This window comes from Streptomyces sp. E2N166, assembly GCF_003671715.1.
In the GTDB taxonomy this organism is placed as follows: domain Bacteria; phylum Actinomycetota; class Actinomycetes; order Streptomycetales; family Streptomycetaceae; genus Streptomyces; species Streptomyces thinghirensis.
In genome coordinates this window covers 352544-378176 of sequence record NZ_RAIF01000032.1, presented here as the reverse complement: position 1 = coordinate 378176, position 25633 = coordinate 352544, and the positions used below count along the sequence as shown (strand labels likewise).

The window sequence follows — 25633 nt, the reverse complement described above, 5'->3', positions numbered from 1 at the left end:
CGGGCGGGTATCTGGACGGTCACCCCGGCGTCACCACAGGATCCGACTGCCCGAGAGGTGGACATGAAGAGACGCGAGCGACCCGACGACTTCTCCGAGCCGAAGTGGCGGGACAGACTGTCGGTCATCGGCCTCGTCGCACTGGCCGTGGGACTGGTGGTGCGACTGCTCTTCAACGGTGCCGACGCGTGGCCGTCGGCACTCGTCGGTGCCGCCCTGATGAGCGTCTGGATCGTGTTCCTGGTACGCCGCCGCCGTCGGCACGACGCGCGGGACACCGGTGCGGAGCCGGGCGACGTGCCCGCCATGGAACGGCGGATCCTCAAGGGCGGACCGCCCCCCGAGGATCCGCGACAGCGGCAGACCATGGCGGCGCTGGTCGACTCCCGTCAGCGGCGGCTGCGGCGCAACCGCTGGTGGGCGTTCCCGCTCCTGGCTGTCGTCTTCTCCGGTACGTCGGTCGCATGGTTCATCTCCGGCTCCGTCACCGCAGGGAGCCTGACCCTCGCCCTGGCAGTCGCCTTCCTGGGCTGGCTGACCTGGTTCAACCTCCGCTTCGACCGGCGCCTGTCCCAGATGCGGAGCCGGCTGCAGGGCTGAGTCCCGCCCGTACGGCACCGCGCGGCACCAGGTGCTGGTCGACGAGCCCGTCCCGGACCAGGCCCGCGTAGACGGTGGCGCCGTGCGCGGAGGTGTGGGTGTTGTCCCGCTTCTCGTCGTAGAGGTAGAGGGCCTTGGAGCCCTCCACGCCCAGGGACTCCACGAGCGCCTTCGTCTTCGCGGTCAGGTCGATCAGCGGCACGTCCTCGGCGGCGGCGACCGAGCGGACGACGGCCGGGTGGTCGACGCCGAGACCGTTGACGAGCAGCGCGGTGCCGTTGTTGAGGGTGCCGTCGGCGTTGAACCAGCGGCGCACGACCGGTGTCACGAGGACGGGCCGGCCGCCCCGCTCCCGGACACCCGCCACCAGCGTCTGAAGGTTGGCCCGGTAGGTGGCCTCGTCCGTCGTCTTGTCGTTGTGCGCGAGTTGGACGAGCACCAGGTCACCCGGGTGAATCCGCGACCGGACGGTACCCCAGAGCCGCTGATCGGCCAGGTAACTGACCGTGCTGTCCCCGGAGTCGGCGTGGTTGGCGACGGACAGGCCCTTGCGGAGGTACCGCGGCAGTTGCTGCCCCCAGCCGGAGTACGGCTCCCTCGGCTGGTCGCAGACCGTGGAGTCCCCGACGAGGATGATCTGCCGCGCGTGCCGGGCCGGGGTCACCCTGATACCGGCCAGGGCGGGCGCCGACCCGCCGATCGTCAGGTCCAGGCCCGGGCTGCCGTCGGGCCCGGTGGGCTCGCCCTCGGGTGTGCGGACGTCCACGGTGAAGCTGCGGGCGATCCGCTCGCCGGCCGCCGTGGCGGTCTCGGGAAGCAGGGCCCGCCTGCTCTCGCCGCCGATGGCGGTACGGGCGGCGTCCTCTCCGCCGAGCAGCACCTTCACGTCGTACGTACCCGGCGGGACGTCGAAGTGGCAGGCCGCAGCCGTGCAGTTGGCCGTCCCGGACGGCCGGTCCGGTGCCTGGTCCTGGGCTCGGGCCTGAGCGGGTACGACCGTCAGGGCACCGGCGGCCAGCGTGACGGCCACCGCCGACGTGGCGGCGAAGCGTCTCACGCCCGTCCCCTCGCCGTGTCGGCGACCGGCACGCCGAAGTCCGGGGTGCCGTCCGCCTTCCAGCCCAGCTTCTGCACGCGGGTGTGCCGGTTGGGGTCGTTCAGCGGGTCGCCGTCGATCTCCTTGTACTGGCGGGCGTGGTAGACGAGGACGTCGGTGCGGCCGTCCCGGTCGACGGTGAAGCAGTTGTGGCCGGGACCGTACTGACCGGTGGTGTCGTTGCTGGTGAAGACGGGAGTCGGCGACTTCGACCAGTTCGCGGGGTCCATCAGGTCGGCGTCCGCGTCGACGGTCAGCAGGCCCATGCAGTAGTTGGCGTCGGTGGCGCTGGCCGAGTAGGTCATGAACAGGCGGCCGTTGCGGGCGATGACCGACGCGCCCTCGTTGACCTTGAAGCCGATGCACTCCCAGTCGTACTCGGGCGTGGAGAGCCGTATCTGCGGGCCCTTCAGCGTCCAGGGGTTCGCCATCTCCGACAGCCACAGGGCGGTGTTGTTGTCCATGCCGGGCTCGTACTGGGCCCAGGCGAGGTAGCGGGTGCCGCGGTGGGTGAAGGTGGTGGCGTCGAGGGAGAAGGTCTCCCAGGCCGTCTTCACCTGGCCCCGCTCCACCCAGGTGCCCCGGAAGGGGTTGGGGTGGGAGTTCTCCAGGACCCAGATGCGGATGTCCCAGACGCGTTCGGCGGGCGCGGCGGCGAAGTAGATGTACCACTTGCCGCCGACGCGGTGCATCTCCGGCGCCCAGATGTGCGCGCCCATGTCGCCGGTGGCGTGCTTGCGCCAGACGACGGACTCGTGGGCGGTCGCGAGACCGTTCAGGGTGCGGGACCGGCGCAGGATGATGCGGTCGTACTCGGGGGCGGTCGCCGTGAAGTAGTAGAAGCCGTCGGTGTGCCGGCGGATGTGCGGGTCGGCACGGTTGCGGACGAGCGGGTTCACGTACGGGGCCGGCCTGCCGGGGGCGGCGGAGGCGACGGCGGGGACGGCCGCCAGGGCTCCCGCGGCCGCGGCACCCTTCAACAGCAGGCGTCGGCCGGGCACCGCGGGCTGGGCGGGCTGTACGGGCTGATCGTCGGCGCGGCTCATGCGGGGCCTCTCGACGGGGGTGCGCGACACGATTCGTTCGTGGTGTCGAACACCATCTGTGATTACGAACGTCGAAAAGGTATGGGTGTGACGAGGAGAGGTCAACGGGTCCGGCACCGCTGCTTACGCGGCGCGCGCGTCAGGCCACCAGCCCGTGCCGGTAGGCGTAGACGACGGCCTGGACGCGGTCGCGCAGGTCGAGCTTGGTGAGGATGCGGGAGACGAAGGTCTTGACGGTCTCGGGGCTGATCACGAGGGCGGCGGCGATCTCGCTGTTGGAGAGGCCGTCCGCGATGAGGCGGAGGACCTCCGTCTCCCGGGGGGTCAGCGGGATGTCGTTCGGGGTGCCACGGGCGGGCCGGATGCGGGCGGCGTACCGGCCCACGAGCCGCCGCGTCACCTCCGGGTCCAGCAGTGCCGCGCCCATGGCCACGGTCCGGATGCCGTGCAGCAGCCGGTCCGGCGGCGCGTCCTTGAGCAGGAACCCGCTCGCTCCGGCGCGCAGCGCCTCGTAGACGTACTCGTCCAGGTTGAACGTCGTCACCACGAGCACCTTGACGGGATGCGCCACACCGGCGCCGGCCAGCAGGCGGGTGGCCTCGATGCCGTCGAGCACCGGCATACGCACGTCCATCACCACCACGTCCGGCCGCAGTTCGCCGGCCAGGTCGACCGCGGCCTGCCCGTCGCCGCACTCGCCCGCCACCTCCAGGTCCGGCTGGGCGTCGATGATGGTCGCCAGTCCGGTACGGATCAGTACCTGGTCGTCGCAGACCAGGACGCGGACCGGCGCGCTCATGACGGGCTCCCCGCGGGTATCCGGGCCCGGACGACGAAGCCGCCGCCCGCCCTGCGGTCCGCGCTGAATTCGCCGCCCAGGACGTCGACCCGTTCGCGCAGCCCGGCCAGGCCCCGCCCGCTGCCGCCGGGCGTCGCGGCCCGCGAGCCGGACCCGTCCGTGCCGACCTCCACCGTGATCTCCCCTTCGCGATGACGGACCAGGACCGAGGTGCGGCTTCCGTGGTCGTACTTGAGGGCGTTCGTCAGGGCTTCCTGCACGACCCTGTACGCCACGAGGTCGGCGCTGCCGGTCGACGTCGCCGGCGTGCCCTCCTCGGTGAACTCCACCGGCTGCCCGGCCCGCCGCGTCTGCTCGACCAGGGTGAGCAGTCTGCCGACGGGCGGCGTCCTGGCCTCGCTGCCCGGGCCGGACACGTGGCCGGTCCCGTGATCCGGGTTGAGCAGGTCGAGCAGGTGCCGCAGGTCGGTGATGGCCCGCCGACCGGTGTCGCTGACGGCCGTCAGGGACTGGTCGAGGCGCTCCGGCGCGGCGGTCAGATACCGTGCCGCCTCGGCCTGCACGACCATCGCCGTCACATGGTGGGTCACGACGTCGTGCAACTCGCTCGCGATGCGACCGCGTTCGGCGGTGCGGGCGTTGTCGGCGACGCGGCCCCTGCGCTCGGCCTCAGCGGCGCGGGCGGAGCGCATCCACGCGCCGACACCCCACGCGAGGGTCAGAGCCAGGTAGAACGTCACGAACTCGGCCACCGGTTCCCCCGGACCGCGCCGGTGGAGCACGACGGCCAGCGGGACGTACGCGACGGAGAGGACGAGCAGGGTGACGCGCCGGTACCGCTCCAGATAGGAGCCGGCGCTCAGCAACGCGATGGGCAGCGCGGTGCCGGCGATCAGGTGGTAACCGTTGACCTGGTCGACGGCGAAGCCGACCGTGATCAGCGCGAGGCAGAGGACGGGCCACCGCCGGCGCAGGGCGAGCGGAAGGGACTGGAGGACGACCGCCACACCGCCCAGCGCGTCGAGGGGCTGGGTCGGCAGACCGCCGACCTCCGTCCCGTTGCCGCGCAGCCCCGGCAGGAAGGACGCGACGAGGAGCAGCACCCCGAACGGGAGGTCCCGGACCGTGACGTCGAGCCGGTGCCACAGCTCCGGAACCCGCCGACGATCGATCACCGGGGCAGTGTAACGGTGGAGTTGACAGGCGCGGCTCGCCGGGAACGGGGCTTGATGTTGCCGCGCCGGTGGGCCAGCCACAGGAACACGATCGTCAGCAGTGCTCCGAAGCCGATCGCGTAGACGCTGCCCTCCGGTCCGAACCCGCCGCCGGTGAGCAGCTCCGGCCCCGACGTCGCGGTGTCGAGCAGCCCTTGGCTGGCGCCGTTGCCGGACACCTCGGTGCTGAAGATGCCGGCCGCGGCGTAGTTCCAGCCGAAGTGCACGCCGATCGGGACCCACAGGTTGCGGGTGGCGGCGTACGCGGCGGCGAGCATGAAGCCGGCCTCGATGGCGATGGCGATCGCGCCCCAGAGGGTCGCGTTCTCGTTGAACAGGTGCATGAGGCCGAAGACGATGCCGGTCAGCACGAGCGCGAGGTACGTGCCGGTGCGCTCCTCGATGATCCGGAACAGGACACCGCGGAAGACCACTTCCTCCGCCACGGCCGCGCCGGCCATGAAGCCGACCAGTCCCACCGCCCCGGCCGGCGAGGCGAGGCCGTCGATCTCGTAGTGACCGGCGACGTAGAGGTTCGCGATGACGGCACCGAACATCCCGACACCGATCAGTATCCCCCAGCCGGTCTTGACGACGGCGCCTTCCCGGGCCACGTCCAGGGCCGCCCGGTGCTCGGTGCGCCGCACCACCCACGCGTACACGAGGATCGCGAGCGCGGCCGACGTGAGACCGACGACGAGCGACAGCCAGTCGTTGTCCTTCACCGCGCCGACGGCACTGCCGGTGATGGCGAACACCACCATGACGGCGAGGAACTGCCAGACAAACCTCACGGGGAAACTCCTTGGTCGGGGCCGTGGCCGGGCGCCGCGGACTGCACTGGACGCTACGGATCCGGCGGCCGGAGATCGTCACCTCACGGTGGACACCTGGCCGTAGCTCGCACGGGGGACAAGCCCTCTGGATTGCCGGACGGAGTGGCTAGCCTGGCGCCATGACCAGCGACTTCGCCGACGCCCTCGCCTCCGGCCGCCCGCTCGTGCTCGACGGCGGTATGTCCAACCAACTGGAGTCGGCCGGGCACGACCTGAGCGACGAACTGTGGTCGGCCCGGCTGCTCGCCGAGGATCCGGGCGCGATCGCCGAGGCGCATCTCGCCTACTTCGATGCGGGGGCGGACGTGGCGATCACCTCCAGCTACCAGGCCACCTTCGAGGGCTTCGCCCGGCGCGGCATCGGGCGGGAACGGGCCGCCGAACTGCTCACTCGCAGCGTGGAGCTGGCCCGGGACGCGGCCCGCCGGGCACGGGCGGTCCGTCCGCTGTGGGTGGCGGCGTCGGCCGGCCCGTACGGGGCGATGCTCGCGGACGGCTCCGAGTACCGCGGCCGGTACGGGCTCGGCGCCGGTGAACTGGAGCGCTTCCACCGGCCGCGCCTGGAGGTTTTGGCCGCCGCAGGTCCCGACGTCCTCGCGCTGGAGACGGTCCCTGACACGGAAGAGGCGGCGGCACTACTGCGGGCGGTGCGCGGACTGGGCGTGCCGGCCTGGCTGTCGTACACCGTCACGGGCGACCGGACCCGCGCCGGTCAGCCGCTGGAGGAGGCCTTCGCCCTGGCGGCGGACGCGGAGGAGGTGATCGCGGTGGGCGTCAACTGCTGCGCCCCCGAGGACGTGGCGGGCGCGGTCGAGACCGCCCGCCGGGCAACCGGCAAGCCGGTCGTCGTCTACCCCAACAGCGGTGAGCTGTGGGACGCGCAGGACCGGGCGTGGCGGGGGCGTTCCTCGTTCGCCGCCGATCAGGTGCTCGGCTGGCGGGCCGCCGGGGCCCGGCTCGTCGGCGGGTGCTGCCGGGTGGGCCCTGGCGCGATCACGTCGATCGCGTCGGTGTTGTCGTCGACGTGACCGGTGGCCGTCCGGACGGTACCCACCTCGCACCACACGATCTTGCCGGGGTTCGGCTCCCCCACGCCCCACTTGTCCGCCAGCTCGGACACCAGCAGCAGCCCGCGCCCGCCCTCGCCTGCCTCCCGTACGTCCCCCGCCGGTACGCCGGCCCCGCTGCCGTGCACCTCGACGCGGACGCCGGCACCGTCGCCGTCCGGCAGCAGGCGCAGCAGGGGGCCCGGCCGGACGGTGGCGGTACGCCGTGCAGCAGGGCGTTGGTCGCCAGTTCGCTGGCGCACGGACGTGCCCGGGCATCACTCGCCACCCGCCCCACCGCCATCCACATCCGCGACTCCAAGACCGCCGACCACCACCCCACCGCCCCCACGTCACCGTCGAACCAGCCGCCTGGACCGCATTCCTCGCATGGTGACGTCGGCCTGCCACAGGTCGAACTCGGCGTCGCGCGGACCGTACGCCGTGTGCGGGGCGCCGTCGCCGAAGACCCGCACGGGGTGCGTGGCGTCCCACGCCGTCCACCCCGGGTCCCCGGTCTCCGCGAACCGCACCCACGCCCCGTGCATCGCGTCGGCCAGCTCCCGCGGCGCCCTCTCGCCCGCGAGCCTGCGCGAATCGGGCGTGTCCCCGGAGTCGAAGACGAAGCCCAGTTCCAGGGCGTGGCAGGCGCCGAGGCCGGGCAGGCCGGACGGCCAGGCGAACTCGTAGACGTACGACGATCCCGGCCGCGCGTCGGCCAGGCGGTGCATCGGGATGCGGAGCAGGTGGTCGGTGACCAGCTGTCCGACGGTCTCGGCGGCGCCGGCGTGCACGGCGCGATAGCCGCGTACGACCTCGTTGCCGCAGTGGACGCGGGCGCGCGCACCGGCGAGGGCGACGGCGCCGAGCCGGTCGACGCGTTCGAGGAGGCCGCCGGGTACCAGCCACAGCCGGTACTCGTCGCGGGTCCAGCCCATCAGCAGGTCGACGCCGGGTGCGGCCCCGCCCTCGACGAGCGCCTCCAGCGGATCGCGGGGAAGCACGTCCCCGTCGACGACGATGCCGAAGGCAGGTCCGCCGAGTACGGGGCTGCTGAGCCTGCCCACCTCGGCCTGGGCACGCAGCAGCTGGTCGCGGTCGGCGGCGGCGAAGGCCTCGGCGGTGGCGGGGATCTTGAGGCGGGAGGCCATGCGGCGGACCATCCGCCGTACCTTGTCGCGGTCGGCGGCCTCCGGGGCACCGCTCTGCAGCACGGCCCGCCGGAAGAGGCCGTGGGCCCGCGGGGCGGCGAGGAGGGCGCCGGTGCTGATGGCTCCGGCGGACTGCCCGGCGAGGGTGACCCGGTCGGGGTCGCCGCCGAAGGCCGCGATCGACTCGTGCACCCACTTCAGGGCGGCGAGCTGGTCGCGCAGGCCGGCGTTGGCGGGGGCGTCGGGGAACAGTCCGTAGCCCTCGACGCCCAGCCGGTAGTTGACCGACACGCAGACCACGCCGTCCCGGGCGAAGGTGCGGCCGTCGTAGACGGGGACGGCGGAGGAGCCCCTGGTGAGGGCGCCGCCGTGCAGCCAGACCAGGACCGGCAGGCGGGCGCCGGGGCCCGGCTCGGGGGTCCAGACGTTGAGGTTGAGACAGTCGTCGCCGGGGATCGCCGGGTCGGACAGGTACTGGGCGAAGGCCTCGGAGTACGGCGGTTTCGGCGCCGTGGGGCCGAAGGAGCCGGCGTCGCGTACTCCGTCCCAGGGCTCGGGCGGCACAGGCGGCCGGAACCGGCGCGGTCCGAAGGGGGGCGCCGCGTACGGGACGCCCCGGAACACGGCGATTCCGTGCTCGTATCCGCCGCGTACGGCCCCGTGCGGCGTACCGACCACGAGGTTCGTCCGACCTGCCATCACGCGCTCACCAGCCCTTCACCGCACTGATGCACTGCGCATGGCATAGCGGCGCGGCGAGCCGATCTATTCCGGCGATCTGTTCCGAAAGTCCCGCTCGACGCCCCTGGGGGACAATGGAAGTCACGTACGCCCGCCATGCGCCGCCGAGGAGGCCGTCGTGACCGTCGACCCTCACCGCCCCAGCCAGTCCGCCCCCGTGAGGATCTCCGAGGCCGACGGGCAGCACGCAGTGCTGGCCTTCTCCGGCGACCTGGACGCTCCCGCGCTGCGCGTACTGGAGGAACTCCTCCTCGACCACCGTCTGCGGCAGCCCGGCACGTGGACGCTGGAGATGAGCGACCTGCACCACATCGACCTGGCCTGCGCCTACGCGCTGCTGCGGGCGGTCACCCGGGCCCCGGAACCGGCCGCCATCACCGTCCGCGGGGCCCGGCCGGCCGTGCACCGGACCCTGCGGCACGCCGGTCTCGAAGCCGTCGCCACCTTCGAGGAGTAACGACCGGCGACACCCTTGCCGACCGCGCACCCCGACTTGCCTTCTGGGAAAGCCAGGGCTAGCTTTCCCATCAGGAAAGTAAATGCCGTCACGGGGAGGCAACGGTCTTGAGCACGCCGGTGGACGCCGAACAGGCGTGGAGGGACCTGCAGCGCATCCGGGTGCCGCAGGAGCGCGTGTACGACGAGTTCGAGCGGACCACGTCCGGCCGTCCGTGGACCAACTACGTCACGGCCGCGATCATGTGGGTCTTCCTGGCCGTACTGGGCCTGGATCTGCCGCGGTGGGGTGTCTGGCTGGTCCTCGCCGCGTACGTCGGGCTGCTGAGCGCGCTGGCCGTGGTGCACAGCCGCAGGAGCCGGATGCGACTGCACCACTCCCGCTCCAACTGGCGGATGCTCGCCGCGTTCGTCGCGGCCGCGGTGGTGACCGCCGGGACCGTCGTGCTGTCCGGCCGCCTGCTCGAACCACTGGACCCGATGTTCGCCGGCCTCGTCCAGGCCACGGTCTCGGCGGCCGTGTTCCTGGTCTTCGTCGGGCCGACGAACCGCTGGGCGGCGGGCTCGCTGCGGGGCAGCGGCGAACGGGCGGCCCGCGAGGGGGCCGGCCGATGAGCATCCCCGCCGGCTTCGACGAGCTGATCCATCCCGCCACCCGGCTGTCGGTGGTCGCGCTGCTCGCCACCACCGAGTGGGCGGACTTCGCGTTCGTCCGCGACAGCCTCTCGCTCAGCGACTCGGCGCTCTCCAAACAACTGCACACCCTGGAAGAGGCCGGATACCTGGAGATCCACAAGGAGGGCGGCGGCCGCAAGCGGCGCACGAGGGTACGGCTGACCGACCGCGGCCGCACCGCCTTCGAGGGGCATGTCGCGGCGCTCCGGGCGATCGTCGAGGGCGCCGGGCCGACGGCGGCGGCCGAGGAGGCACCACAGCCACAGCGGCGGCACCACTCGGAGGCAGCACGATGACGCGGTTCGAGCACACACCCGTCCGACCTGTGATCCGGATACGCGACCTGACCATGGCGTACGGGGCCGTCGACGTCCTCCACGGCATCGATCTCGACGTCCACCGCGGCGAGGTCTTCGCCCTGCTCGGACCCAACGGCGCCGGGAAGACCACCACCGTCGAGATCCTGGAGGGCTTCCGGCAGCGCTCCGCCGGCGAGGTCCGCGTCCTCGGCGCGGATCCGGAGCGGGGCGACGACACCTGGCGCGGCCGTATCGGCCTGGTCCTGCAATCATGGCGCGACCACCCCCGCTGGCGGGTCGCCGAGCTGCTGACGCACTTCGCGACCTACTACCCCGACCCGCGCGACCCGGCCGAACTGCTGGCCCTGGTCGGCCTCACCGACCAGGCCGACCGGCAGGTGAACCGGCTGTCCGGCGGCCAACGCCGACGGCTGGACGTCGCGCTCGGCATCGTCGGCCGCCCCGAACTCCTCTTCCTGGACGAGCCGACCACCGGCTTCGACCCCGAGGCACGGCGCGAGTTCCACCTCCTGGTCGAACGGCTGGCCCGCGACGAAGGCGTCACCGTCCTGCTCACCACCCACGACCTGGTGGAGGCCGAGCGGCTCGCCGACCGGATCGCGATGCTGGTCGGCGGCCGGATCCGGGCCTGCGGCACCCCGTCGGAGCTGGCCCGTCGGGCCGCCGCCCGGGCCGAGGTCCGCTGGACGGCCGACGACGGGACGCCCCGCCGCGAACGCACCGCCGACCCCTCACAACTGGTCTGGGAGCTCCACCGGAACGCGGACGGCCCGATCACCGACCTGGAGGTCCGCCGCCCGACGCTGGAGGACACCTATCTGCACATGGTGCACCGGGCGGCCGACGGCACGGACGAGGCCGCGGACCGGGAGGCACGGGCCGCATGAGGGGGACACACATGACGAACGAGACGAGTACGGCCGACAAGGCTGAGACGACGGACGAGACGCCCGGAGGGACGAAGAGGCCGGGCCGCACCGCCCGCCACTGGCGGGCCGGCCTCCTCCGCGGCGGCATCGAGCTGCGGCACCTCCTGCGCAACCCCAAGGAGATGTCCGGACATCTGAGCAACGTGGTCGTCGCACTGCTGATCGGCGCCTACATCAGCGACGACGTGCCCGGTACCCACACCCCGATGGCCCACCTGGTGCTCGCCGGCTTCGCCGCCTACCTGCTGTTCCAGATCGGGCTGATCAACCTCCCGCAGATACTCGTGACCGAGCGGGAGGAGGGCGCCCTGCTGCGACTGCGCGCGACGCCCGGCGGAATACCGGCCTACCTCATCGCCAAGTGCCTGCTGGTGGTCGTCATGGCGACCGGCACCCTGGCCCTGCTCCTGGCGTCCGCGGCGCTGCTGGTGGACGGGCCGCTGCCGCGCGGGCCGGGCGACTGGCTGACGCTGCTGTGGGTGACGACGCTGGGGCTGCTCGCGGTCGTGCCGCTGGGCGCGGCCATCGGCGCCGTGCTGCCCAACCCGCGCGAGGCGCTGGCATTGATCATGCTGCCCACCATGGCGCTGCTGTTCACTTCCGGAGCGGTCTTCCCGATCACCTCCCTGCCCGTGCCGGTCCAGCAGGTCGCCTCGGTCTTCCCCCTCAAGTGGATGGCGCAGGGGCTGCGTTCGGCCCTGCTGCCGGACTCCGCACGGGCCGCCGAGGCGGCTGGCTCCTGGGAACTGCCCATGGTCGCCCTGGTACTGACCGCCTGGACGGTCCTCGGGTTCCTGCTCGCCGTACCCCTCCTGCGCCGCGCGGCCCGCCGCGAGTCCGGCTCCCGCCTGACCGCACGCCACCGCAGGGCGGCACGGAGCGGGGCGATGCCCGCCTAGCCAAGGGGTGTCGTTCGGATTCTGCCGGGGTCGCGGGGTCTGACACGCGCATCCGCGGCGTTGCCAGGAGCCGGCCTGATCCAGACAACACCGCCTAGCGAAGCCCGGCCGCCCAGTCGATGCCGCCCCTCAGATGGGCGCGGAAGTCCGGGTCGGTGTAGGCGCCGGCTGCGTGGCCGAGGGCCGTGTAGAAGACGCGTCCCGCGCCCTGGTCGCGGCACCAGACCAGTGGATGGTCGGCGCCCATGCCGCCGCCCTCGTACGACGACTCGTCGGCGCGGGCGAGGACGCGGACCGCGCCGCGCGGGTTGGTGCGGAAGTCGTACCACTCGTCCGTGAACTCCCAGACGGCGGGCAGTTCCCGGGTCGCGGGATGGCCGCGGTCCTCGACGAGCACCCGGCCCGGCTGGTGGGCGGGGTGCCGGTCGAAGCGGGCACCGAGCAGTTCGCCGTAGTACGGCCAGTCGTCCTCTGTGCAGGCCGCCGCGTGGACGCCGACGAAGCCGCCGCCCGACTCGACGTACTCGGCGAGCCGGGTGCGCCCGGCCGGGGTGAGCACCTCGCCGCTGGTGGAGAGGAAGACGACGGCGGCGTAGGCGTCGAGGGGCCCCTCCAGGACGGCCGGGTCCTCCGTGTGGTCGGTCTCGAACTCCCCCAGCGTTCCCACGGCGTCGACCGCGTCCGGGATGGAGTCGTGGCGGTAGGCGGTGGTACGCGTGTAGAGGAGCACTCGGGGGGCCATGGCGCCGACCCTAGACGGCCGGGGCGGACGGGTGGGGCGGGGTCAGCCACCGACGTCCACGTTGTTGTCGGGTGCCCCGTCACCGAACGAGGGCAGGTCGCCGCGCTCCACCGGTGCGCTGGGCGCGGGTTCGGCGGAGGGCAGGAGGGCGGCGGCCTCGGAGGCGTCGGGACGGTGGGCGCCCAGGGCTGCCTCGCGCAGGACGTCGCGCGGTACGGCGTCCGCCTCGGCGGAGACGCGCACGACGTGACCCTCCTCGGGCACGGCGTACTCGTGTCGTCCGGCGCCGGTGCGGTACCAGACGTCGCCGTCGCGCTCGCACGTCGTGCGCTCGCCGGACATGTCGCCGACCGGCTGCTCGGGGCAAGTGCCGTCGGTGATCGAGCCCCGGTCGACGGAGAGACGCAGGTGGGCGCCGGTCTCGCGGGAGACCCAGGTGGCGGAGAAGCCGTCGTCGCCGAGTACGCCGACGGACTGCTGGGCCAGGGTGAAACCGGGGGCTCCGGTGACGTAGACCAGCTCGGGCGCCACGCCCAGCGCCTGTGCGCGGGCGCCGAGTTCACCCCGGTCGGCGGCCTCGGCCACGCTCGTGGAGGGGCCGGCCGCGGGGTCGGCGTCCGCCTTCTCGGAGCCGCAGGCGGTGAGCAGCAGCGGGGCCAGCAGCAGCACCGGCAGGACGCGCGTGGGACGAATCATGCGGCCATCCTGCCGCACAGGTGTTCCACAGCAGGGCCGGGCCGCCTACGCTCGGCCGCGATGAACGCCCTTCCCGCCCTGCTGGACCACCTGGTCCTGGCGACCCCCGATCTCGCGGCGACCGTCGCCGACTTCACCCGGCGCACCGGTGTCGCCCCCGCGCCCGGCGGTTCGCACCTCGGCTCGGGCACCCGCAACCACCTGGTCGGACTGGGCGGCACCGGCTACCTGGAGATCATCGGCCCCGACCCGGACCAGTCCCTGCCGGACGGCCCGCGCCCCGCATGGCTGGAGCGGCTCACCGCCCCGCGGTTCGTTTCCTGGGCGATCCGTCCGCCCGACCTGGACGCGGCCGTGCTGGCGGCCCGGGCGCGCGGCCACGACCCCGGCGCGGTACGCCCGATGAGCCGCCGCCGACCCGACGGTACGCTCCTGGAGTGGCGCCTGACCGATGGCGTCCACCCTTCCGGCCTGGTGCCCTTCCTCATCGACTGGGGCACCACACCCCACCCCTCGGCAGGGCTGCCCGCCACTCCCCTGCTGGCCCTCACCGCGACCGCGCCCGACCCTGCCGGGATCCGCCCGCCGCTGTCCGCGCTCGGCACGGCGCTCCCGCTCACCGCCGGTCCGACGGGCCTGTGCTGCACGGTGGACACGCCGCGGGGGCCGGTGTCGCTGGGCCCGCCGTGAGGGCGGCCGGGACGGCGGGAGCTTCGACGCGGGGCCACGGTCGGGGTCCGGGTCAGGAGCGGTGCGCCGCGGCGTCCTTCGTCAGCTGGACGGCCGAGAGCAGGCTGAGGCCGGGTGCGGCCTCGCGGAGGACCTTGACGGCCTGCACGGAGTCCGCGGGACCCTGGTAACCGGCCATGGCGAAGCGCTCGTGGACCCAGCGGGCCCGCAGCTCCGCGTCGGAGGCCGCGGCGGCCCGCTCGACCAGGGCGGCGGCGTGTTCCAGCCCGGGCCGCTGCTCGGGCGTCGCCTCGGCGAGCGCCTGACGGATGCCGTGGGCGATGACGTCCGCGTCGCGCAGGACGAGGACGTTGAGTTCCGGTTGTCTGCCGCGTCCGAACATGGAGCCATGGTCGTTGCCGTGACCTGTGCGGTTCAAGTGACTTGAGGGGCTTCTGAGGCAAGGCGCCTCTCGGCGACCCTTCTTCCGGGCCCGGTTCCCGTGTGTCCGATTCCTTCAAGACCGGGCTGCCGGGCCCTGCCTACGGTGGCCCCATGACCGCACGATTCAACGCCATCGGCCTCGTCGTCTCCGACATGGCCGCGTCCGTGACCTTCTACCGCCGGCTCGGTTTCGCGTTCCCCGAGGGCGCCGGGGAGCAGCCGCACGCCGAGGCCGAGCTGCCGGGCGGGATCCGGTTGCTGCTCGACACCGAGGAGACCGTCCGCTCCTTCCACCCCGGATGGCAGCCGCCGGCCGGTGGCGGACGGCACTCGCTCGCCCTGCTGTGCGACACACCCGCCGAAGTCGACGCGCTCTACGACGAGCTGACCGGCGCCGGGTGCCACGGCGAACTCAAGCCCTGGGACGCCGTCTGGGGGCAGCGGTACGCCGTCGTGAACGACCCGGACGGCCACGGCGTCGACCTGTTCGCGCCGCTATCCACGCCGGCCGAGTAGTTCCCCGGGTGACACGCCTGCCAACTGTCGCACGTCCCGCGTCAGATGGGCCTGGTCCGCGTAACCGGACCGGACGGCCGTCTCGGCGAGGGGCGTGCCGGCGCGGGCCAGGGCGAGGGCGCGCTGCAACCGCAGTACGCGGGCCAGCGTCTTGGGGCCGTAACCGAAGGCGGCCAGTGAGCGGCGGTGCAACCGGCGGGCTCCGATGCCGAGTTCGTCGGCGGTGTCGGCCACCGGGCGGCCGGCGTCGAGGGCGGTCACGATCCGGCGCAGCACCGGGTCGGCCGGCTCGGTGTCGGCCGCCCGGGACAGCGCCGCCTCCTCCAGGCCGCTCGCCGGGTCGAGGGCCGCGTTCACCCGCGCGGTCAGCCGCCGCACCCGGGGGGCCGGCCAGAGGTCGGCGAGTTCGACGCGCCGGTCGCGCAGTTCGTGGGCGGGGACGCCGAGGAGGGCGGGCGCGGTACCGGGGTAGAAGCGGACGCCCGCCCAGGGGCCGGGGGCGCCCTCGGTGACGTGGGCGCGGGTGTCGGGGCCCGCGACGAGCAGCCGGCCGTCGTGCCAGAGCAGGTCCATGCAGCCGTCGGGCAGGACGCGCCCCGGCCCGCCGGACGCGGTCGGAGTGTTGGTCCACACCACCGCGCCGGTCAGCCGGGACGCCCGTTCCGCGTACACGCCTGCCAGGCTACGCCGGTGTCCGGTGCTCCTGCGGGCTGACGCCGTACACCCGCTTGAACGCCGTGGACAGGGCGAACGCGCTTCCGTAGCCGACCTGGCGGGCGATCGCGCCGAGCGTGTCCTCGGTGTCGCGCAGCCGGTCGGCGGCGAGGGCGAGGCGCCAGCCGGTGAGGTACCCCATCGGGGGTTCGCCCACCAGGTCGGTGAAGCGCCGGGCGAGCGCCGCGCGGGAGACCCCGGCCTCGGCGGCGAGCGACGCCACCGTCCAGGGGTGCGCCGGGTCGTCCTGGATGAGCCGCAGCGCCCGGCCGACGACCGGATCGCCCAGCGCCCGGTACCAGGCGGGCGGCTCGGCCCGCGGACCGGCGAACCAGGCCCGTAGCGCGGCGATGACCAGCAGGTCGAGGAGCCGGTCCAGGACGACCTCCTGACCCGGTTCGTCCCGCGTGACCTCCGTCGTCAGCAGGGGCGTCAGCGGGCAGTCCCACTGGTCGGACGTGAGGGACAGCAGCGGCGGCAGGGCGTCCAGCAGCCGGCCGCCGATCTCGCCCCGGACCAGGTAGGTGCCGATCAGCAGCACCGCGCCGCCGTCGGGGCGGTCGCCCCAGGTGCGCACGCCGAGGTCCATCGAGCCGTTGAGGGGGCGTCCGTCGGGGTAGCTGCACACGCCGCCCGGAAGGATCACCGCCTGCGGCGGGGTGCCGGGGTCGTCGGCGCAGGTGTACGGGTCGGGGCCGCGCGCGATGGCGAGGTCGCCGGCCCGCAGCCGCAGCCGCTCGCCCGTGTCCGGGACGATCCAGGCGTCGCCGCGGACCATCAGCATCACCGTCAGCGGCGCCCGGTCCTCGATGCGCACGGCCCACGGCGGGTCGAAACAGGCGCGGATCATGAACGCGCCCCGGGCGCGGGGGCCCTCCAGCAGACCGGCGAGTGCGTCCATGGCGTCACAGCGTAGACGCACGCGTATGGGAACGAGCCGTTCGGCGATGGGAAGGTACGGCGCCCGGCAGTTGACTGAAGCCATGACAGACATGACAGGCACGGCAGGCACGACGGCCCCGGCGGGCACGGCGGACACGGCAGGCGGGAACACGGAGGCGGGCATGACGGTCGTCGTGACGGGGGCGTCCGGTCGCGCCGGGCGGCGGGTGGCCGAGGCGGCGCGGGCGGCCGGGCTGACCGTGCGGGCGGCGTCCCGGGCGACCGGCTTCGACTGGCGGGACAGGTCGACCTGGGCGGACGTCCTGCGCGGCGCCGACGCGGCCTACCTGGCCCACCCCACCGACGTCGGCGCCCCCGACGCCGCCGGGGCGGTCGGGGCGCTGGCGCGGGAGGCGGCCGGGCTCGGCGTGCGGCGGCTGGTGCTGCTGTCGGCGCGCGGCGAGGAGCAGGCACGGCCCACCGAGGAGGCGCTGGCCGGGGCGGGAGCGGACTGGACGGTCGTACGGGCCGCCTGGTTCGCGCAGAACTTCAGCGAGGGGCCGCTGGTGGCGGAGCTGCGGCAGCGCGGGGAGCTGGTGTTCCCGGCCGGTGACCGGGCCCGGGAGCCGTTCGTGGACCTGCGGGACGTCGCGGACGTGGTGGTGGCGGCGCTGACCTCCGGCGACCGGTACGCCGGGCGGGTGCTGGAGGTCTCGGGTCCGCGGCTGCTGACCTTCGGGGAGGCGGTCGCCGAGATCGCGAAGGAGACGGGTCACGCGCTGACGTACCGGGCCGTGTCGCCGCGCGAGTACGGCGAGAACCTGGCCGGGTTCGGGGTGCCCGAGGATGAGGTCGCGTTCCTCGTGGAGCTGTTCGGCGCCCTGCTCGACGGCCGCAACGCGCGTCTGTCGGACGGTGTCGAGCAGGTACTGGGCCGTGCGCCGAGGGACTTCGGGGACTTCGTGCGCCAGGGCGCGGCGGCGGGGACCTGGGCCCCGGACCCGTCCGGCCGGTCCTAGGAGGGCGGGGAGGGCGGTCCGGTCACGAGGCCTCGGGCTTGTTGTGGTTCGCGGGCGGCGTGTTCTTCACGTGGGTGCGCAGGCGGGACGTGACGTCCTCCGGGGGCAGGAAGCGGGACCAGCGTTCCGGGAACTCGGAGGGCATGTCGGGGTCCGCCTCGCCGTTCGCGGCGGTGCGGGCCACGTACTCGGCGACCTGGGCCTGGCGCAGCCGCTCGTTGGCCTCACGGGCGGCCGCGGTGGCCGCGGCCGGCCAGACCCGGTCGATGGCCGCGTTGACCGCGGCCCCGACGAGCACGGCGAACGCGGACACGCCGATCCACAGCAGCACGGCCACGGGCGCGGCCAGCGAGCCGTAGATGGTGGGGCCCTCGACGGTGTTGGTGAGGTAGATGCGCAGCAGGAAGCTGCCGAGCACCCACATGCCGAGGGCGACCAGAGCGCCGGGCACGTCCTCGATCCACGGGGACCGTACGGGCACGGAGACGTGGTACAGGGTGGTCAGGAACACGATGGACAGGACGATGACGACCGGCCAGTAGAGCACCTGGACGACCGTCGTCGACCAGGGCACGATCCGCACCACCGCGTCCGGACCGGCCACCATCAGCGGCAGCGCGATCGACCCGATCAGCAGGGCCACCAGGAAGAGCAGGAAGGCCATCAGGCGGGTCTTGACGATCCCCCGGACGCCGTCGAGGCCGTACATCACGGTGATGGTGTCGATGAAGACGTTCACGGCGCGGGAGCCCGACCACAGGGCGAACAGGAAGCCGATGGAGATGACGTCGGGCCGGCCGCCCTTCATCACGTCGTCCAGGATCGGCTCGGTGATCTGCTTGACGCCCTGCTCGGAGAGCACCGCGCGGGAGGCGTCCAGGATGCTGGTGCGCAGACTCTCGGTGGTGTCGGCGCCGATCCACAGGTCGACGTAGCCGAGCAGTCCGATGACGCTCAGCAGCAGGGGCGGCACCGACAGCAGCGTGAAGAACGCGGCCTCGGCCGCGAGGCCGAGGATGCGGTACTCCATGCCCGAGTTGACCGTGTCCTTGAGCAGCAGCCAGGCGGTCCTGCGTTTGGAGACGTTCCGGTACAGGACGCGGACGCGATGAAGCCGGCCGGAGGGCCGTTCGGGGGATTCACTTGCTGGCTGCACGACCTAAAGGTATCCGTCGCCGTGGTCCCCACTCATCCGCGGACGCCCACCGGCCGGTGCCGGCTCCCGGAAGGCCCCCGGCACGGTAGGTTCACGGTCATGGCAGGCAGCACCCACACCGTGACGAATCAGGCGCCGCCGCTGGTCGGCTACGACGTCTTCACCGCCGACCGGGCCCTGACGGCCGCGGTCGAGCGGCATCTGGCACCGGAGCTCCACGAGGAAGCGCTGGAGGAGCTGTCGGGCCTCGGCCGCAGCTGCGGATCGGTCCAGACCCAGGAGTGGGGCGCGCAGGCCAACGAGAACCCGCCGGTCCTGCGCACCCACGACCGCTACGGCCACCGTGTCGACGAGGTCGGCTTCCACCCGGCGTGGCACCGGCTGCTGGGCAAGGGCGTCTCGGCGGGCCTGACCGATGCCTGGTCCCGGCCGGGCGGGCATGTGCGGCGTGCCGCCGCCTTCCTCATGTGGACCCAGGTCGAGGCCGGGAACTGCTGCCCGCTGTCGATGACCCACGCGGCGGTACCGGCCCTGCGCGCCGACCCGGTCCTCGCGGCGGAGTGGGAGCCGCGGCTGGCCTCCCGCGTGTACGACCGGGAGCTGCGGCCCGCGCACCTGAAGGCCGGGGCCCTGTTCGGGATGGGCATGACGGAGAAGCAGGGCGGCAGCGACGTACGGGCGAACACCACCTCGGCGCGCCCGCTGGCCGAGGACGGCACGTACGAGCTGACCGGGCACAAGTGGTTCTGCTCGGCGCCGATGTCGGACGGCTTCCTGGTGCTGGCGCAGGCGCCGGGAGGGCTGACCTGCTTCATGGTGCCGCGTGTACTGGCGGACGGCACCCGCAACGTGTTCCTGATCCAGCGGCTCAAGGACAAGCTGGGCAACCGGTCCAACGCCTCCGCCGAGGTCGAGTTCGCGGGGACCTGGGCGCGCCGGGTCGGCGAGGAGGGGAGCGGGGTGCGCACCGTCATCGGCATGGTGTCGGCGACCCGGCTCGACTGCGTGCTGGGGTCGGCGGGTCTGATGCGGCAGGCCGTCGCGCAGGCGGTGCACCACTGTGCCCACCGGGAGGCCTTCGGCGCGAAGCTGGTCGACCAGCCGCTGATGCGCAACGTCCTCGCGGATCTCGCGATCGAGTCGGAGGCGGCCACCACGCTCGCGGTGCGGCTGGCGGCGGCCTACGACGCCGCCGAGGGCGGTGACGAGCGGGAGCGTGCTCTGCTGCGGATCGCGGTGCCGGTGGCCAAGTACTGGGTGACCAAGCGGTGTGCGCCGGTGGCGGTGGAGGCCGCCGAGTGCCTGGGCGGCAACGGGTACGTGGAGGAGTCCGGGATGCCCCGGCTGGTGCGCGAGTCGCCGCTGAACTCGATCTGGGAGGGCGCCGGCAACGTGCAGGCGCTGGACATCCTGCGGGCGCTCGGGCGGGAGCCGCAGGCGCTGGACGCGTATCTCAGGGAGGTGGGTCTGGCGCGTGGCGCCGATCACCGTCTGGACGCGGCGATCAGGGGCCTGCTGACCGAGCTGGCCGACCTGGGGGCCGCCGAGGGGCGGGCGCGGCGGCTGGCGGAGCGGCTGGCGCTGGTGCTCCAGGGCGCGCTGCTGGTCCGGTACGCGCCGCCGGAGGTCGCCGACGCGTTCTGCGCCGCGCGGCTGGGCGGTGACGGGGGCGCGGCCTTCGGCACGCTGCCGCCCACGCTGGACCTGGCGTCGGTGGTGGAGCGGGCCCGGCCGCCGGCAGTGGCCTGATCCCACCGGGTGGCGCGGGGGTGGTGCTGCGCCGACACGGCACCACCCCCGCCACACCGGCCTGTTCAGGCCGCGTGCGCCGCTCGGGGCGACGTGGTTCAAGTTTGGACACCGGTACGGCCGTCCACCAGGGTTGCAGGGGGTTGCAACTTGCTGCCGACTGTGTGCGGACTGTGTCCTCCTGCCACGGCCAGGCGGTCACTCTCAGACGAACATCCGAGTATCCGGCTTTCGGGAGGACGGGGACCAGTGGCTCTCTCGCCGATGGACGTGACGCAGTTCGCCGCCGTGGACACGGCGCGTGCGGCGCGGACGCTCCACGAGGTCCGTTCCGCGAAGCTCTCGGGCGGACGGGCTCCGGTGGCGCCGCGTCCGGTGATCGAGCAGTCCTGGGAGCGGGTGCTGCGCAGCGGGGTCGATCCCGAGCACGACTTCCGCTCCGGGCTGCTGGCCCCCGAGGAGGTACAGCGACGACGGGAGGCCTCGGGGCTGCGGCATGTGCTGCCGGTGCTGCGGGAGGGTCTGCTGTCGGTCGCGGACGTCACGCGCCACATCATGGTGGTCGCCGACGACGAGGGCCGGGTGCTGTGGCGGGAGGGCAGCGCGCCGGTGCTGCGCAAGGCCGACGGTCTCGGCTTCGAACTCGGGGCGGACTGGCGCGAGGAGGTGGTCGGCACCAATGGCGTGGGCACGCCGGCGGTCACCCGGCGGCCCGTACAGGTCTTCGCCTCCGAGCACTTCGTTCGGTCCCAGGCGACCTGGACCTGCGCCGGGGCGCCCATCACCGATCCGCGCAGTGGCCGGCTGCTCGGCGTGGTCGACGTGAGCGGGCCGCTGGAGACGATGCACCCGGCGACGCTCGCCTGGGTCGACTCGGTGGCCAAGCTCGCCGAGGCCCGGCTGCGCGAGTTGCACGTGCTGACGCTGGAGCGGCTGCGTGCGGTGGCCGCGCCGGTGCTGGCCCGGCTCGGCGGGCGGGCACTGGTGACGGACCGCGACGGCTGGACGGCGGCGGTCACGGGGATGCCGTACGTGGAGCGGGTGACACTGCCCAAGTCCCCGGCGGCGGGGCCGAGGTGGCTGCCGGCGTTCGGGGCGTGCACCCTGGAGCCGCTGGGCGAGGGCTGGCTGGTGCGGGCGGCCGAGGAGCCGGTGCCGCAGGGCGCCGTCCGGATCGTGTTGGACCTCGGGCAGCCGCGCCGCTGGTCGGTCCGGGTGCTGGGCGGCGCGGAGGCGTGGGTCCGGGAACTGAGTCCCCGGCATGCCGAGTTGCTGTACCTGCTGGCCGTCCACCGCGCCGGCCGCAGCGCGTCGGGGCTGGCCGGGGACATTTTCGGCGACCCGGCCCGCACGGTGACGGTAAGGGCCGAGATGTCGCGGGTGCGCAGGTACCTCGGGGCCTACCTGGAACACCGGCCGTATCGTTTCTGCGAGGACGCGGGGATCGAGGTGGTCCTCCCGGACGACCCGCGCGACCTGCTCCCCCACTCGACGGCACCGGCGGTGGTGGAACGCAGGGCGTCGCCGCCGGCGCCCTGAACGGCCGCGGGCTCCCCCGTCAGGGGCGCGGGGAACTGCGTGCCGGGCCGTCCGGGATGGCCGGAAAGACGGCGCGTTCGCGCATATTTGCATCGTCCGCCTCCGCGAACCCGTCCGTCTGTCGTAGCATCCTCCAGGGACCGCCCCATCCGCTCCTCGGTCAACATGGCCACCGTCGAGCCCAGTTGGTCCGGTGCCCGTGGAGGTTCTATGAAGCAGCGCGGCAGACACCGCCGACGCAGGCGGGGCAGGGCCCTGCGCGCGGCCCTGACCGGGGCCGCCCTCGCACTGACGGGGGCCGCCACGCTGATCAGCGCCTCGCAGGCCACGGTCGCCGACGACCCCGGCGCTCTCGAACCCCTCACCTCCGCCGCCGAGACCGACGCGCTTCGGCTGACGGAGCACCGCGTGCCGCGGCCCTGGCTCGACCGGCTCTCCACCGCGATGGGCGGACCGGTGGGCGTCGACGCCGTCCTCGGCTCCGCCGACCACACGCTGCGCGACGCCGCCGACTGCACGGCCGGGGAACGCGAATCCCTGCCGGTCTCCCCCGCGGCCACCCGCGCCTACTGCTGGGAGGAGGGCGACACCGCGGGCTGGCGGCCCGGCGCGGTCACCACCTCCGGGGACGCCGACGAGGACGGGCGCTGGGGCGCCCACCGCGTCATCCTGTCCGCCTGGACCCGCGACGACGGGACGCCCGAGGGCGGCCTCGCCCGGGTCTCCTTCGTCGACGCCGACGACCCCGACCACCTGAGCTACACCTCGGCGCTCCTCGCCGTCCCGGTCGACGGCGGCCACGACTACCGGGGGCTCGCCTCACCCGTCTCCGGCATGGTCTGGTACCAGGACAAACTGCTGGTCACCGCCGGTTCCGGGGACCGCGACGCGCTGTACGTGTACGACGTGGACCGGGTCCAGCGCGCCACCACCGACGCGGACGCCGTCGGGCGGGTGCCCGGGGGCTGGGCGGCGGACGGCCACCCCTACGTGCTGCCCGCCGTCGCCTCGTACCGGCTGGCCGACGCCGACGGGGCCGCCCGCCCCGGCGCGATCTCCCTGGACCGCGGCACGGTCCCCGACAGCCTGGTGGCGAGCGAGCGGGTGCCCGCGGACGACGACCGCCCCACCCGGCTGTGGCGCTACGCGTTCGGTACGGACCCGGCCCGCACCGGACTGCCGGCCACCGACTCCTCCGGACACGTCGACGCGGTGGAGGCGTACGAGACCGGGGCGGCCGAGGTCGGAGGCGTACTCTCGCACCGCCCGGCCGGCGCGGCACGGTCCGACTGGTACCTGGGACGCGCGGCCGGCGGGCACGACGGGCGCGGGACCCTGTGGCGCCAGGACACGGAGGGCGCCCGGGCCACGGAGTGCGGGGCGGACCGCTCGCAGCGGTGCTGGAGCGGACAGGCGGGCTCCCTGTCGTACTGGGCGCAGACCGGTGAGGTCTGGTCCCAGTCGGGCCGCATGCTGTTCGCGCTGCCGCTGACCTCGATCGAGGACGCGCTCGACTGACGGTCACGGGTCCCCCGGGGTGCGCGCGGGCGCGGATCGACAGATCCGCGGACCGGATGATTCCCTGACCGGCATGACCAACATCGCCGTGACCACCTGGTCCCTGGAGCAGACGGCGCCGACCGATCTGCTGCCGGCCGCCGCACCGGAGGGGGACGTCCGGATCGTCCGCGCCGAGGTGCCCTCCCCCGAGTTCAGCCGCTTCCTGTACGCCTCGGTCGGCGGCGACATCCGCTGGACGGACCGGCTGGGCTGGAGCTACACGCGGTGGCAGGAGCACCTGGAGCGGACCGGCGTGGAGACCTGGGTCGCCTACGACCACGGCACGCCCGCCGGGTACGTGGAGCTGACCCCCGGGGACGACGGGGTCGTGGAGATCGAGTACTTCGGCCTGATCCCGGCCTTCCGGGGCCGGCGCATCGGCGGTCACCTGCTCTCGTACGGCGCCGCCCGCGCCTGGGACCTGGCGGACCGGTGGCCGGGACTGGCCACGACCAAGCGGGTGTGGCTGCACACGTGCAGCAAGGACGGCGAATTCGCGATGGACAACTACCAGCGCCGGGGCTTCCGCCTGTTCGACACCAAGGTCGAGGAGGAGGCGGAGGTGACCACTCCGGGGCCCTGGCCCGGAGCGTTCTCCGCCTGACCGACCACCGCCCCGCTGTGATCCACAACACCCTTGTCTCACCGCGCGAGACAAGGGTGTCCGCATCTTGGACGAAGCTGGACTGTGTCCAGATCGCCGTGCCAGGCTTCCGCCATGCCTGGAACTGGAATTGCCTTGGTGAGTCGGCGGCACGTCGACCTCGGCCGCATGTCCAGCGCCATCTGTCCGGGCCGCTGAGAGAACCCTCCAGCACCTCCGGATTCCCCGCATTCGCCTGATCCCCGCGCAATGAAGCGCACGTATGCCACGCGTAGGCCGTGCGCCTGCGCGCGCAGGTCAGAGCCGCTCTCCCGTCACCCGACCACCACCCCTCACCGACGGCGCTCCGCGCCGGCCCAATCCATCGCTGTCCCGAAGGACGTGTCACCCATGGCCGCCACGCCGCCGAATCCCGCTGCCGCGACCCCCCGCCGCAAGGTGAGCCGTCACCGCGGCGAGGGCCAGTGGGCGGCCGGTCACTTCACCCCGCTCAACGCCAACGAGCAGACCAAGAAGGACGACGACGGTCTCAACGTACGGACACGTATTGAGACGATCTACTCCAAGCGGGGTTTCGACTCGATCGACCCCGGTGACCTGCGTGGCCGGATGCGCTGGTGGGGGCTGTACACCCAGCGCAAGCAGGGCATCGACGGCGGAAAGACGGCCGTCCTGGAGCCGGAGGAGCTGGACGACAGCTACTTCATGCTGCGCGTCCGCATCGACGGCGGCGCGCTGACCACCGCGCAGCTGCGGGTCGTCGGCGAGATCTCGCAGGAGTTCGCGCGCGGCACGGCCGACATCACCGACCGGCAGAACGTCCAGTACCACTGGATCCGCATCGAGGACGTGCCCGAGATCTGGAAGCGCCTGGAGGGCGTCGGCCTGTCCACGGTCACCGCCTGTGGCGACACTCCCCGTGTGATGATCGGCTCCCCGGTCGCGGGCATCGCCGAGGACGAGATCATCGACGGCACGCCGGCGCTGGAGGAGATGAAGCGCCGGGTCCTGAACAACCCGGCGTACTCGAACCTGCCGCGGAAGTTCAAGACCGCGATCTCCGGGTCACCGGTGCTGGACGTGGTGCACGAGATCAACGACGTGGCGTTCGTCGGCGTCGAGCACCCCGAGCACGGGCCGGGCTTCGACCTGTGGGTCGGCGGCGGCCTGTCCACCAACCCCAAGCTGGGCGTGCGCCTCGGCGCCTGGGTGCCCATCGAGGACGTCCCCGACGTCTACGAGGGCGTCATCTCGATCTTCCGCGACTACGGCTACCGGCGGCTGCGCAACCGCGCCCGCCTGAAGTTCCTGGTCGCCGACTGGGGCGCGGAGAAGTTCCGCCAGGTGCTGGAGGACGAGTACCTGAAGCGGAAGCTCACCGACGGCCCGGCACCCGCCGACCCCACCAGCCGCTGGCGTGACCACATCGGCGTGCACCGGCAGAAGGACGGCCGCTACTACGTCGGCTTCGCCCCGCGCGTCGGCCGCGTCGACGGCACGATCCTGACCAAGGTCGCGGACCTGGCGGAGGCGCA

The 25633-nt window shown here is 73.4% G+C and carries 28 protein-coding genes and 1 pseudogene; 16 read left to right on the top strand and 13 right to left on the bottom strand.

The annotated features are described in order from the left end of the window. Positions 1-600, top strand: a 600-nt coding sequence (locus EBH09_RS28810) for a hypothetical protein (RefSeq protein ID WP_345940959.1), incomplete at its 5' end; no start/stop codon positions are given. On the opposite strand, the gene EBH09_RS28805 is transcribed toward EBH09_RS28810, so the two are convergent. From EBH09_RS28805 to EBH09_RS28785, 5 genes are all read right to left on the bottom strand, one after another. After that, positions 545-1657 carry a rhamnogalacturonan acetylesterase gene (locus EBH09_RS28805; RefSeq protein WP_121749854.1) on the bottom strand — a complete coding sequence of 371 codons (1113 nt, stop codon included), beginning with the start codon at positions 1655-1657 and terminating at the stop codon, positions 545-547. The two genes, EBH09_RS28810 and EBH09_RS28805, sit on opposite strands and share 56 nt — an antisense overlap. Then, a complete protein-coding gene (locus EBH09_RS28800) occupies positions 1654-2742 on the bottom strand; it encodes a glycoside hydrolase family 43 protein (RefSeq protein WP_121749853.1) in 1089 nt (362 codons plus the stop codon). Before EBH09_RS28800 ends, EBH09_RS28805 begins: the two co-directional genes overlap by 4 nt. Before the next feature lie 139 nt (positions 2743-2881). Then, on the bottom strand, positions 2882-3541 hold the full coding sequence (locus EBH09_RS28795; RefSeq protein ID WP_121749852.1) for a response regulator transcription factor: 660 nt from the start codon (positions 3539-3541) through the stop codon (positions 2882-2884). Beyond that, positions 3538-4716 (bottom strand): histidine kinase, encoded by a 1179-nt coding sequence (locus tag EBH09_RS28790; RefSeq protein WP_121749851.1) that lies wholly within the window; start codon positions 4714-4716, stop codon positions 3538-3540. Before EBH09_RS28790 ends, EBH09_RS28795 begins: the two co-directional genes overlap by 4 nt. Then, on the bottom strand, positions 4713-5549 hold the full coding sequence (locus tag EBH09_RS28785) for a CPBP family intramembrane glutamic endopeptidase (protein ID WP_121749850.1): 837 nt from the start codon (positions 5547-5549) through the stop codon (positions 4713-4715). The genes EBH09_RS28790 and EBH09_RS28785 overlap by 4 nt, the downstream gene beginning before the upstream one ends. Before the next feature lie 161 nt (positions 5550-5710). Here EBH09_RS28785 and mmuM point away from each other — a divergent pair, with 161 nt between their 5' ends. After that, positions 5711-6619 (top strand): homocysteine S-methyltransferase, encoded by a 909-nt coding sequence (gene mmuM / locus EBH09_RS28780; RefSeq protein ID WP_121749849.1) that lies wholly within the window; start codon positions 5711-5713, stop codon positions 6617-6619. 20 nt (positions 6620-6639) lie between these two features. Here mmuM and EBH09_RS39995 read toward each other — a convergent pair. Both EBH09_RS39995 and EBH09_RS28770 read right to left on the bottom strand, forming a co-directional pair. Continuing rightward, positions 6640-6899 (bottom strand): annotated as a pseudogene (locus tag EBH09_RS39995) (ATP-binding protein); the annotation flags it as partial. Between the two features lie 91 nt (positions 6900-6990). Then, a complete protein-coding gene (locus tag EBH09_RS28770) occupies positions 6991-8487 on the bottom strand; it encodes a carboxylesterase family protein (protein ID WP_193776588.1) in 1497 nt (498 codons plus the stop codon). Between the two features lie 160 nt (positions 8488-8647). Between EBH09_RS28770 and EBH09_RS28765 the strand changes: the two genes are divergently transcribed. From EBH09_RS28765 to EBH09_RS28745, 5 genes are all read left to right on the top strand, one after another. Continuing rightward, positions 8648-8986, top strand: a complete 339-nt coding sequence (locus EBH09_RS28765) for an STAS domain-containing protein (protein ID WP_121749847.1) — start codon at positions 8648-8650, stop codon at positions 8984-8986. Positions 8987-9093: 107 nt separating this feature from the next. Further along, a complete protein-coding gene (locus tag EBH09_RS28760; protein ID WP_193776587.1) occupies positions 9094-9600 on the top strand; it encodes a hypothetical protein in 507 nt (168 codons plus the stop codon). Then, on the top strand, positions 9597-9956 hold the full coding sequence (locus EBH09_RS28755) for a transcriptional regulator (RefSeq protein ID WP_121749846.1): 360 nt from the start codon (positions 9597-9599) through the stop codon (positions 9954-9956). The genes EBH09_RS28760 and EBH09_RS28755 overlap by 4 nt, the downstream gene beginning before the upstream one ends. Further along, positions 9953-10867 carry an ABC transporter ATP-binding protein gene (locus tag EBH09_RS28750; protein WP_238697462.1) on the top strand — a complete coding sequence of 305 codons (915 nt, stop codon included), beginning with the start codon at positions 9953-9955 and terminating at the stop codon, positions 10865-10867. The genes EBH09_RS28755 and EBH09_RS28750 overlap by 4 nt, the downstream gene beginning before the upstream one ends. Before the next feature lie 11 nt (positions 10868-10878). After that, on the top strand, positions 10879-11808 hold the full coding sequence (locus tag EBH09_RS28745) for an ABC transporter permease (protein ID WP_121749845.1): 930 nt from the start codon (positions 10879-10881) through the stop codon (positions 11806-11808). 94 nt (positions 11809-11902) lie between these two features. Here EBH09_RS28745 and EBH09_RS28740 read toward each other — a convergent pair whose 3' ends face one another. Both EBH09_RS28740 and EBH09_RS28735 read right to left on the bottom strand, forming a co-directional pair. Further along, positions 11903-12550 (bottom strand): ThuA domain-containing protein, encoded by a 648-nt coding sequence (locus tag EBH09_RS28740; protein ID WP_121749844.1) that lies wholly within the window; start codon positions 12548-12550, stop codon positions 11903-11905. A 42-nt stretch (positions 12551-12592) separates the two neighbouring features. Continuing rightward, complete coding sequence (locus EBH09_RS28735) at positions 12593-13246, bottom strand: hypothetical protein (RefSeq protein ID WP_121749843.1); 654 nt, start codon at positions 13244-13246, stop codon at positions 12593-12595. A 60-nt stretch (positions 13247-13306) separates the two neighbouring features. Here EBH09_RS28735 and EBH09_RS28730 point away from each other — a divergent pair, with 60 nt between their 5' ends. Continuing rightward, complete coding sequence (locus tag EBH09_RS28730; RefSeq protein WP_121749842.1) at positions 13307-13936, top strand: VOC family protein; 630 nt, start codon at positions 13307-13309, stop codon at positions 13934-13936. A gap of 52 nt (positions 13937-13988) precedes the next feature. Here the strand turns inward: EBH09_RS28730 and EBH09_RS28725 are convergent, their stop codons facing one another. Next, the gene (locus tag EBH09_RS28725; RefSeq protein ID WP_121749841.1) at positions 13989-14318 is read right to left on the bottom strand and encodes a hypothetical protein; all 330 of its coding nucleotides are present in this window, start codon (positions 14316-14318) and stop codon (positions 13989-13991) included. Between the two features lie 152 nt (positions 14319-14470). Between EBH09_RS28725 and EBH09_RS28720 the strand changes: the two genes are divergently transcribed. Next, the gene (locus tag EBH09_RS28720) at positions 14471-14875 is read left to right on the top strand and encodes a VOC family protein (protein WP_121749840.1); all 405 of its coding nucleotides are present in this window, start codon (positions 14471-14473) and stop codon (positions 14873-14875) included. Here EBH09_RS28720 and EBH09_RS28715 read toward each other — a convergent pair. Both EBH09_RS28715 and EBH09_RS28710 read right to left on the bottom strand, forming a co-directional pair. After that, on the bottom strand, positions 14855-15547 hold the full coding sequence (locus tag EBH09_RS28715; RefSeq protein ID WP_121749839.1) for a helix-turn-helix transcriptional regulator: 693 nt from the start codon (positions 15545-15547) through the stop codon (positions 14855-14857). The genes EBH09_RS28720 and EBH09_RS28715 overlap by 21 nt on opposite strands. 10 nt (positions 15548-15557) lie before the next feature. After that, positions 15558-16490, bottom strand: coding sequence for an AraC family transcriptional regulator (locus tag EBH09_RS28710; protein ID WP_121749838.1), 933 nt, complete (start codon positions 16488-16490; stop codon positions 15558-15560). A 163-nt stretch (positions 16491-16653) separates the two neighbouring features. On the opposite strand from EBH09_RS28710, the gene EBH09_RS28705 reads away from it, so the two are divergent. Further along, a complete protein-coding gene (locus EBH09_RS28705) occupies positions 16654-17490 on the top strand; it encodes an NmrA family transcriptional regulator (RefSeq protein ID WP_121749837.1) in 837 nt (278 codons plus the stop codon). 22 nt (positions 17491-17512) lie between these two features. Here EBH09_RS28705 and EBH09_RS28700 read toward each other — a convergent pair whose 3' ends face one another. After that, a complete protein-coding gene (locus EBH09_RS28700; protein ID WP_193776586.1) occupies positions 17513-18646 on the bottom strand; it encodes a YihY/virulence factor BrkB family protein in 1134 nt (377 codons plus the stop codon). A gap of 99 nt (positions 18647-18745) precedes the next feature. Here EBH09_RS28700 and EBH09_RS28695 point away from each other — a divergent pair, with 99 nt between their 5' ends. The 6 genes from EBH09_RS28695 to sirA all read left to right on the top strand — a co-directional run. Beyond that, positions 18746-20395 (top strand): acyl-CoA dehydrogenase family protein, encoded by a 1650-nt coding sequence (locus EBH09_RS28695; RefSeq protein ID WP_121749836.1) that lies wholly within the window; start codon positions 18746-18748, stop codon positions 20393-20395. A gap of 249 nt (positions 20396-20644) precedes the next feature. Then, positions 20645-21934, top strand: coding sequence for a GAF domain-containing protein (locus EBH09_RS28690; protein ID WP_121749835.1), 1290 nt, complete (start codon positions 20645-20647; stop codon positions 21932-21934). 210 nt (positions 21935-22144) lie between these two features. Continuing rightward, entirely contained in the window at positions 22145-23452 is a 1308-nt protein-coding gene (locus tag EBH09_RS28685; RefSeq protein ID WP_121749834.1) for a hypothetical protein, read from the top strand. A gap of 73 nt (positions 23453-23525) precedes the next feature. Next, the gene (locus EBH09_RS28680; protein WP_121749833.1) at positions 23526-24098 is read left to right on the top strand and encodes a GNAT family N-acetyltransferase; all 573 of its coding nucleotides are present in this window, start codon (positions 23526-23528) and stop codon (positions 24096-24098) included. Between the two features lie 114 nt (positions 24099-24212). Beyond that, positions 24213-24296, top strand: a complete 84-nt coding sequence (locus tag EBH09_RS39990) for a putative leader peptide (RefSeq protein ID WP_309475039.1) — start codon at positions 24213-24215, stop codon at positions 24294-24296. A 192-nt stretch (positions 24297-24488) separates the two neighbouring features. Continuing rightward, positions 24489-25633: sulfite reductase SirA (sirA, locus tag EBH09_RS28675; protein WP_153182741.1), on the top strand; the 1145-nt coding region annotated here is incomplete at its 3' end.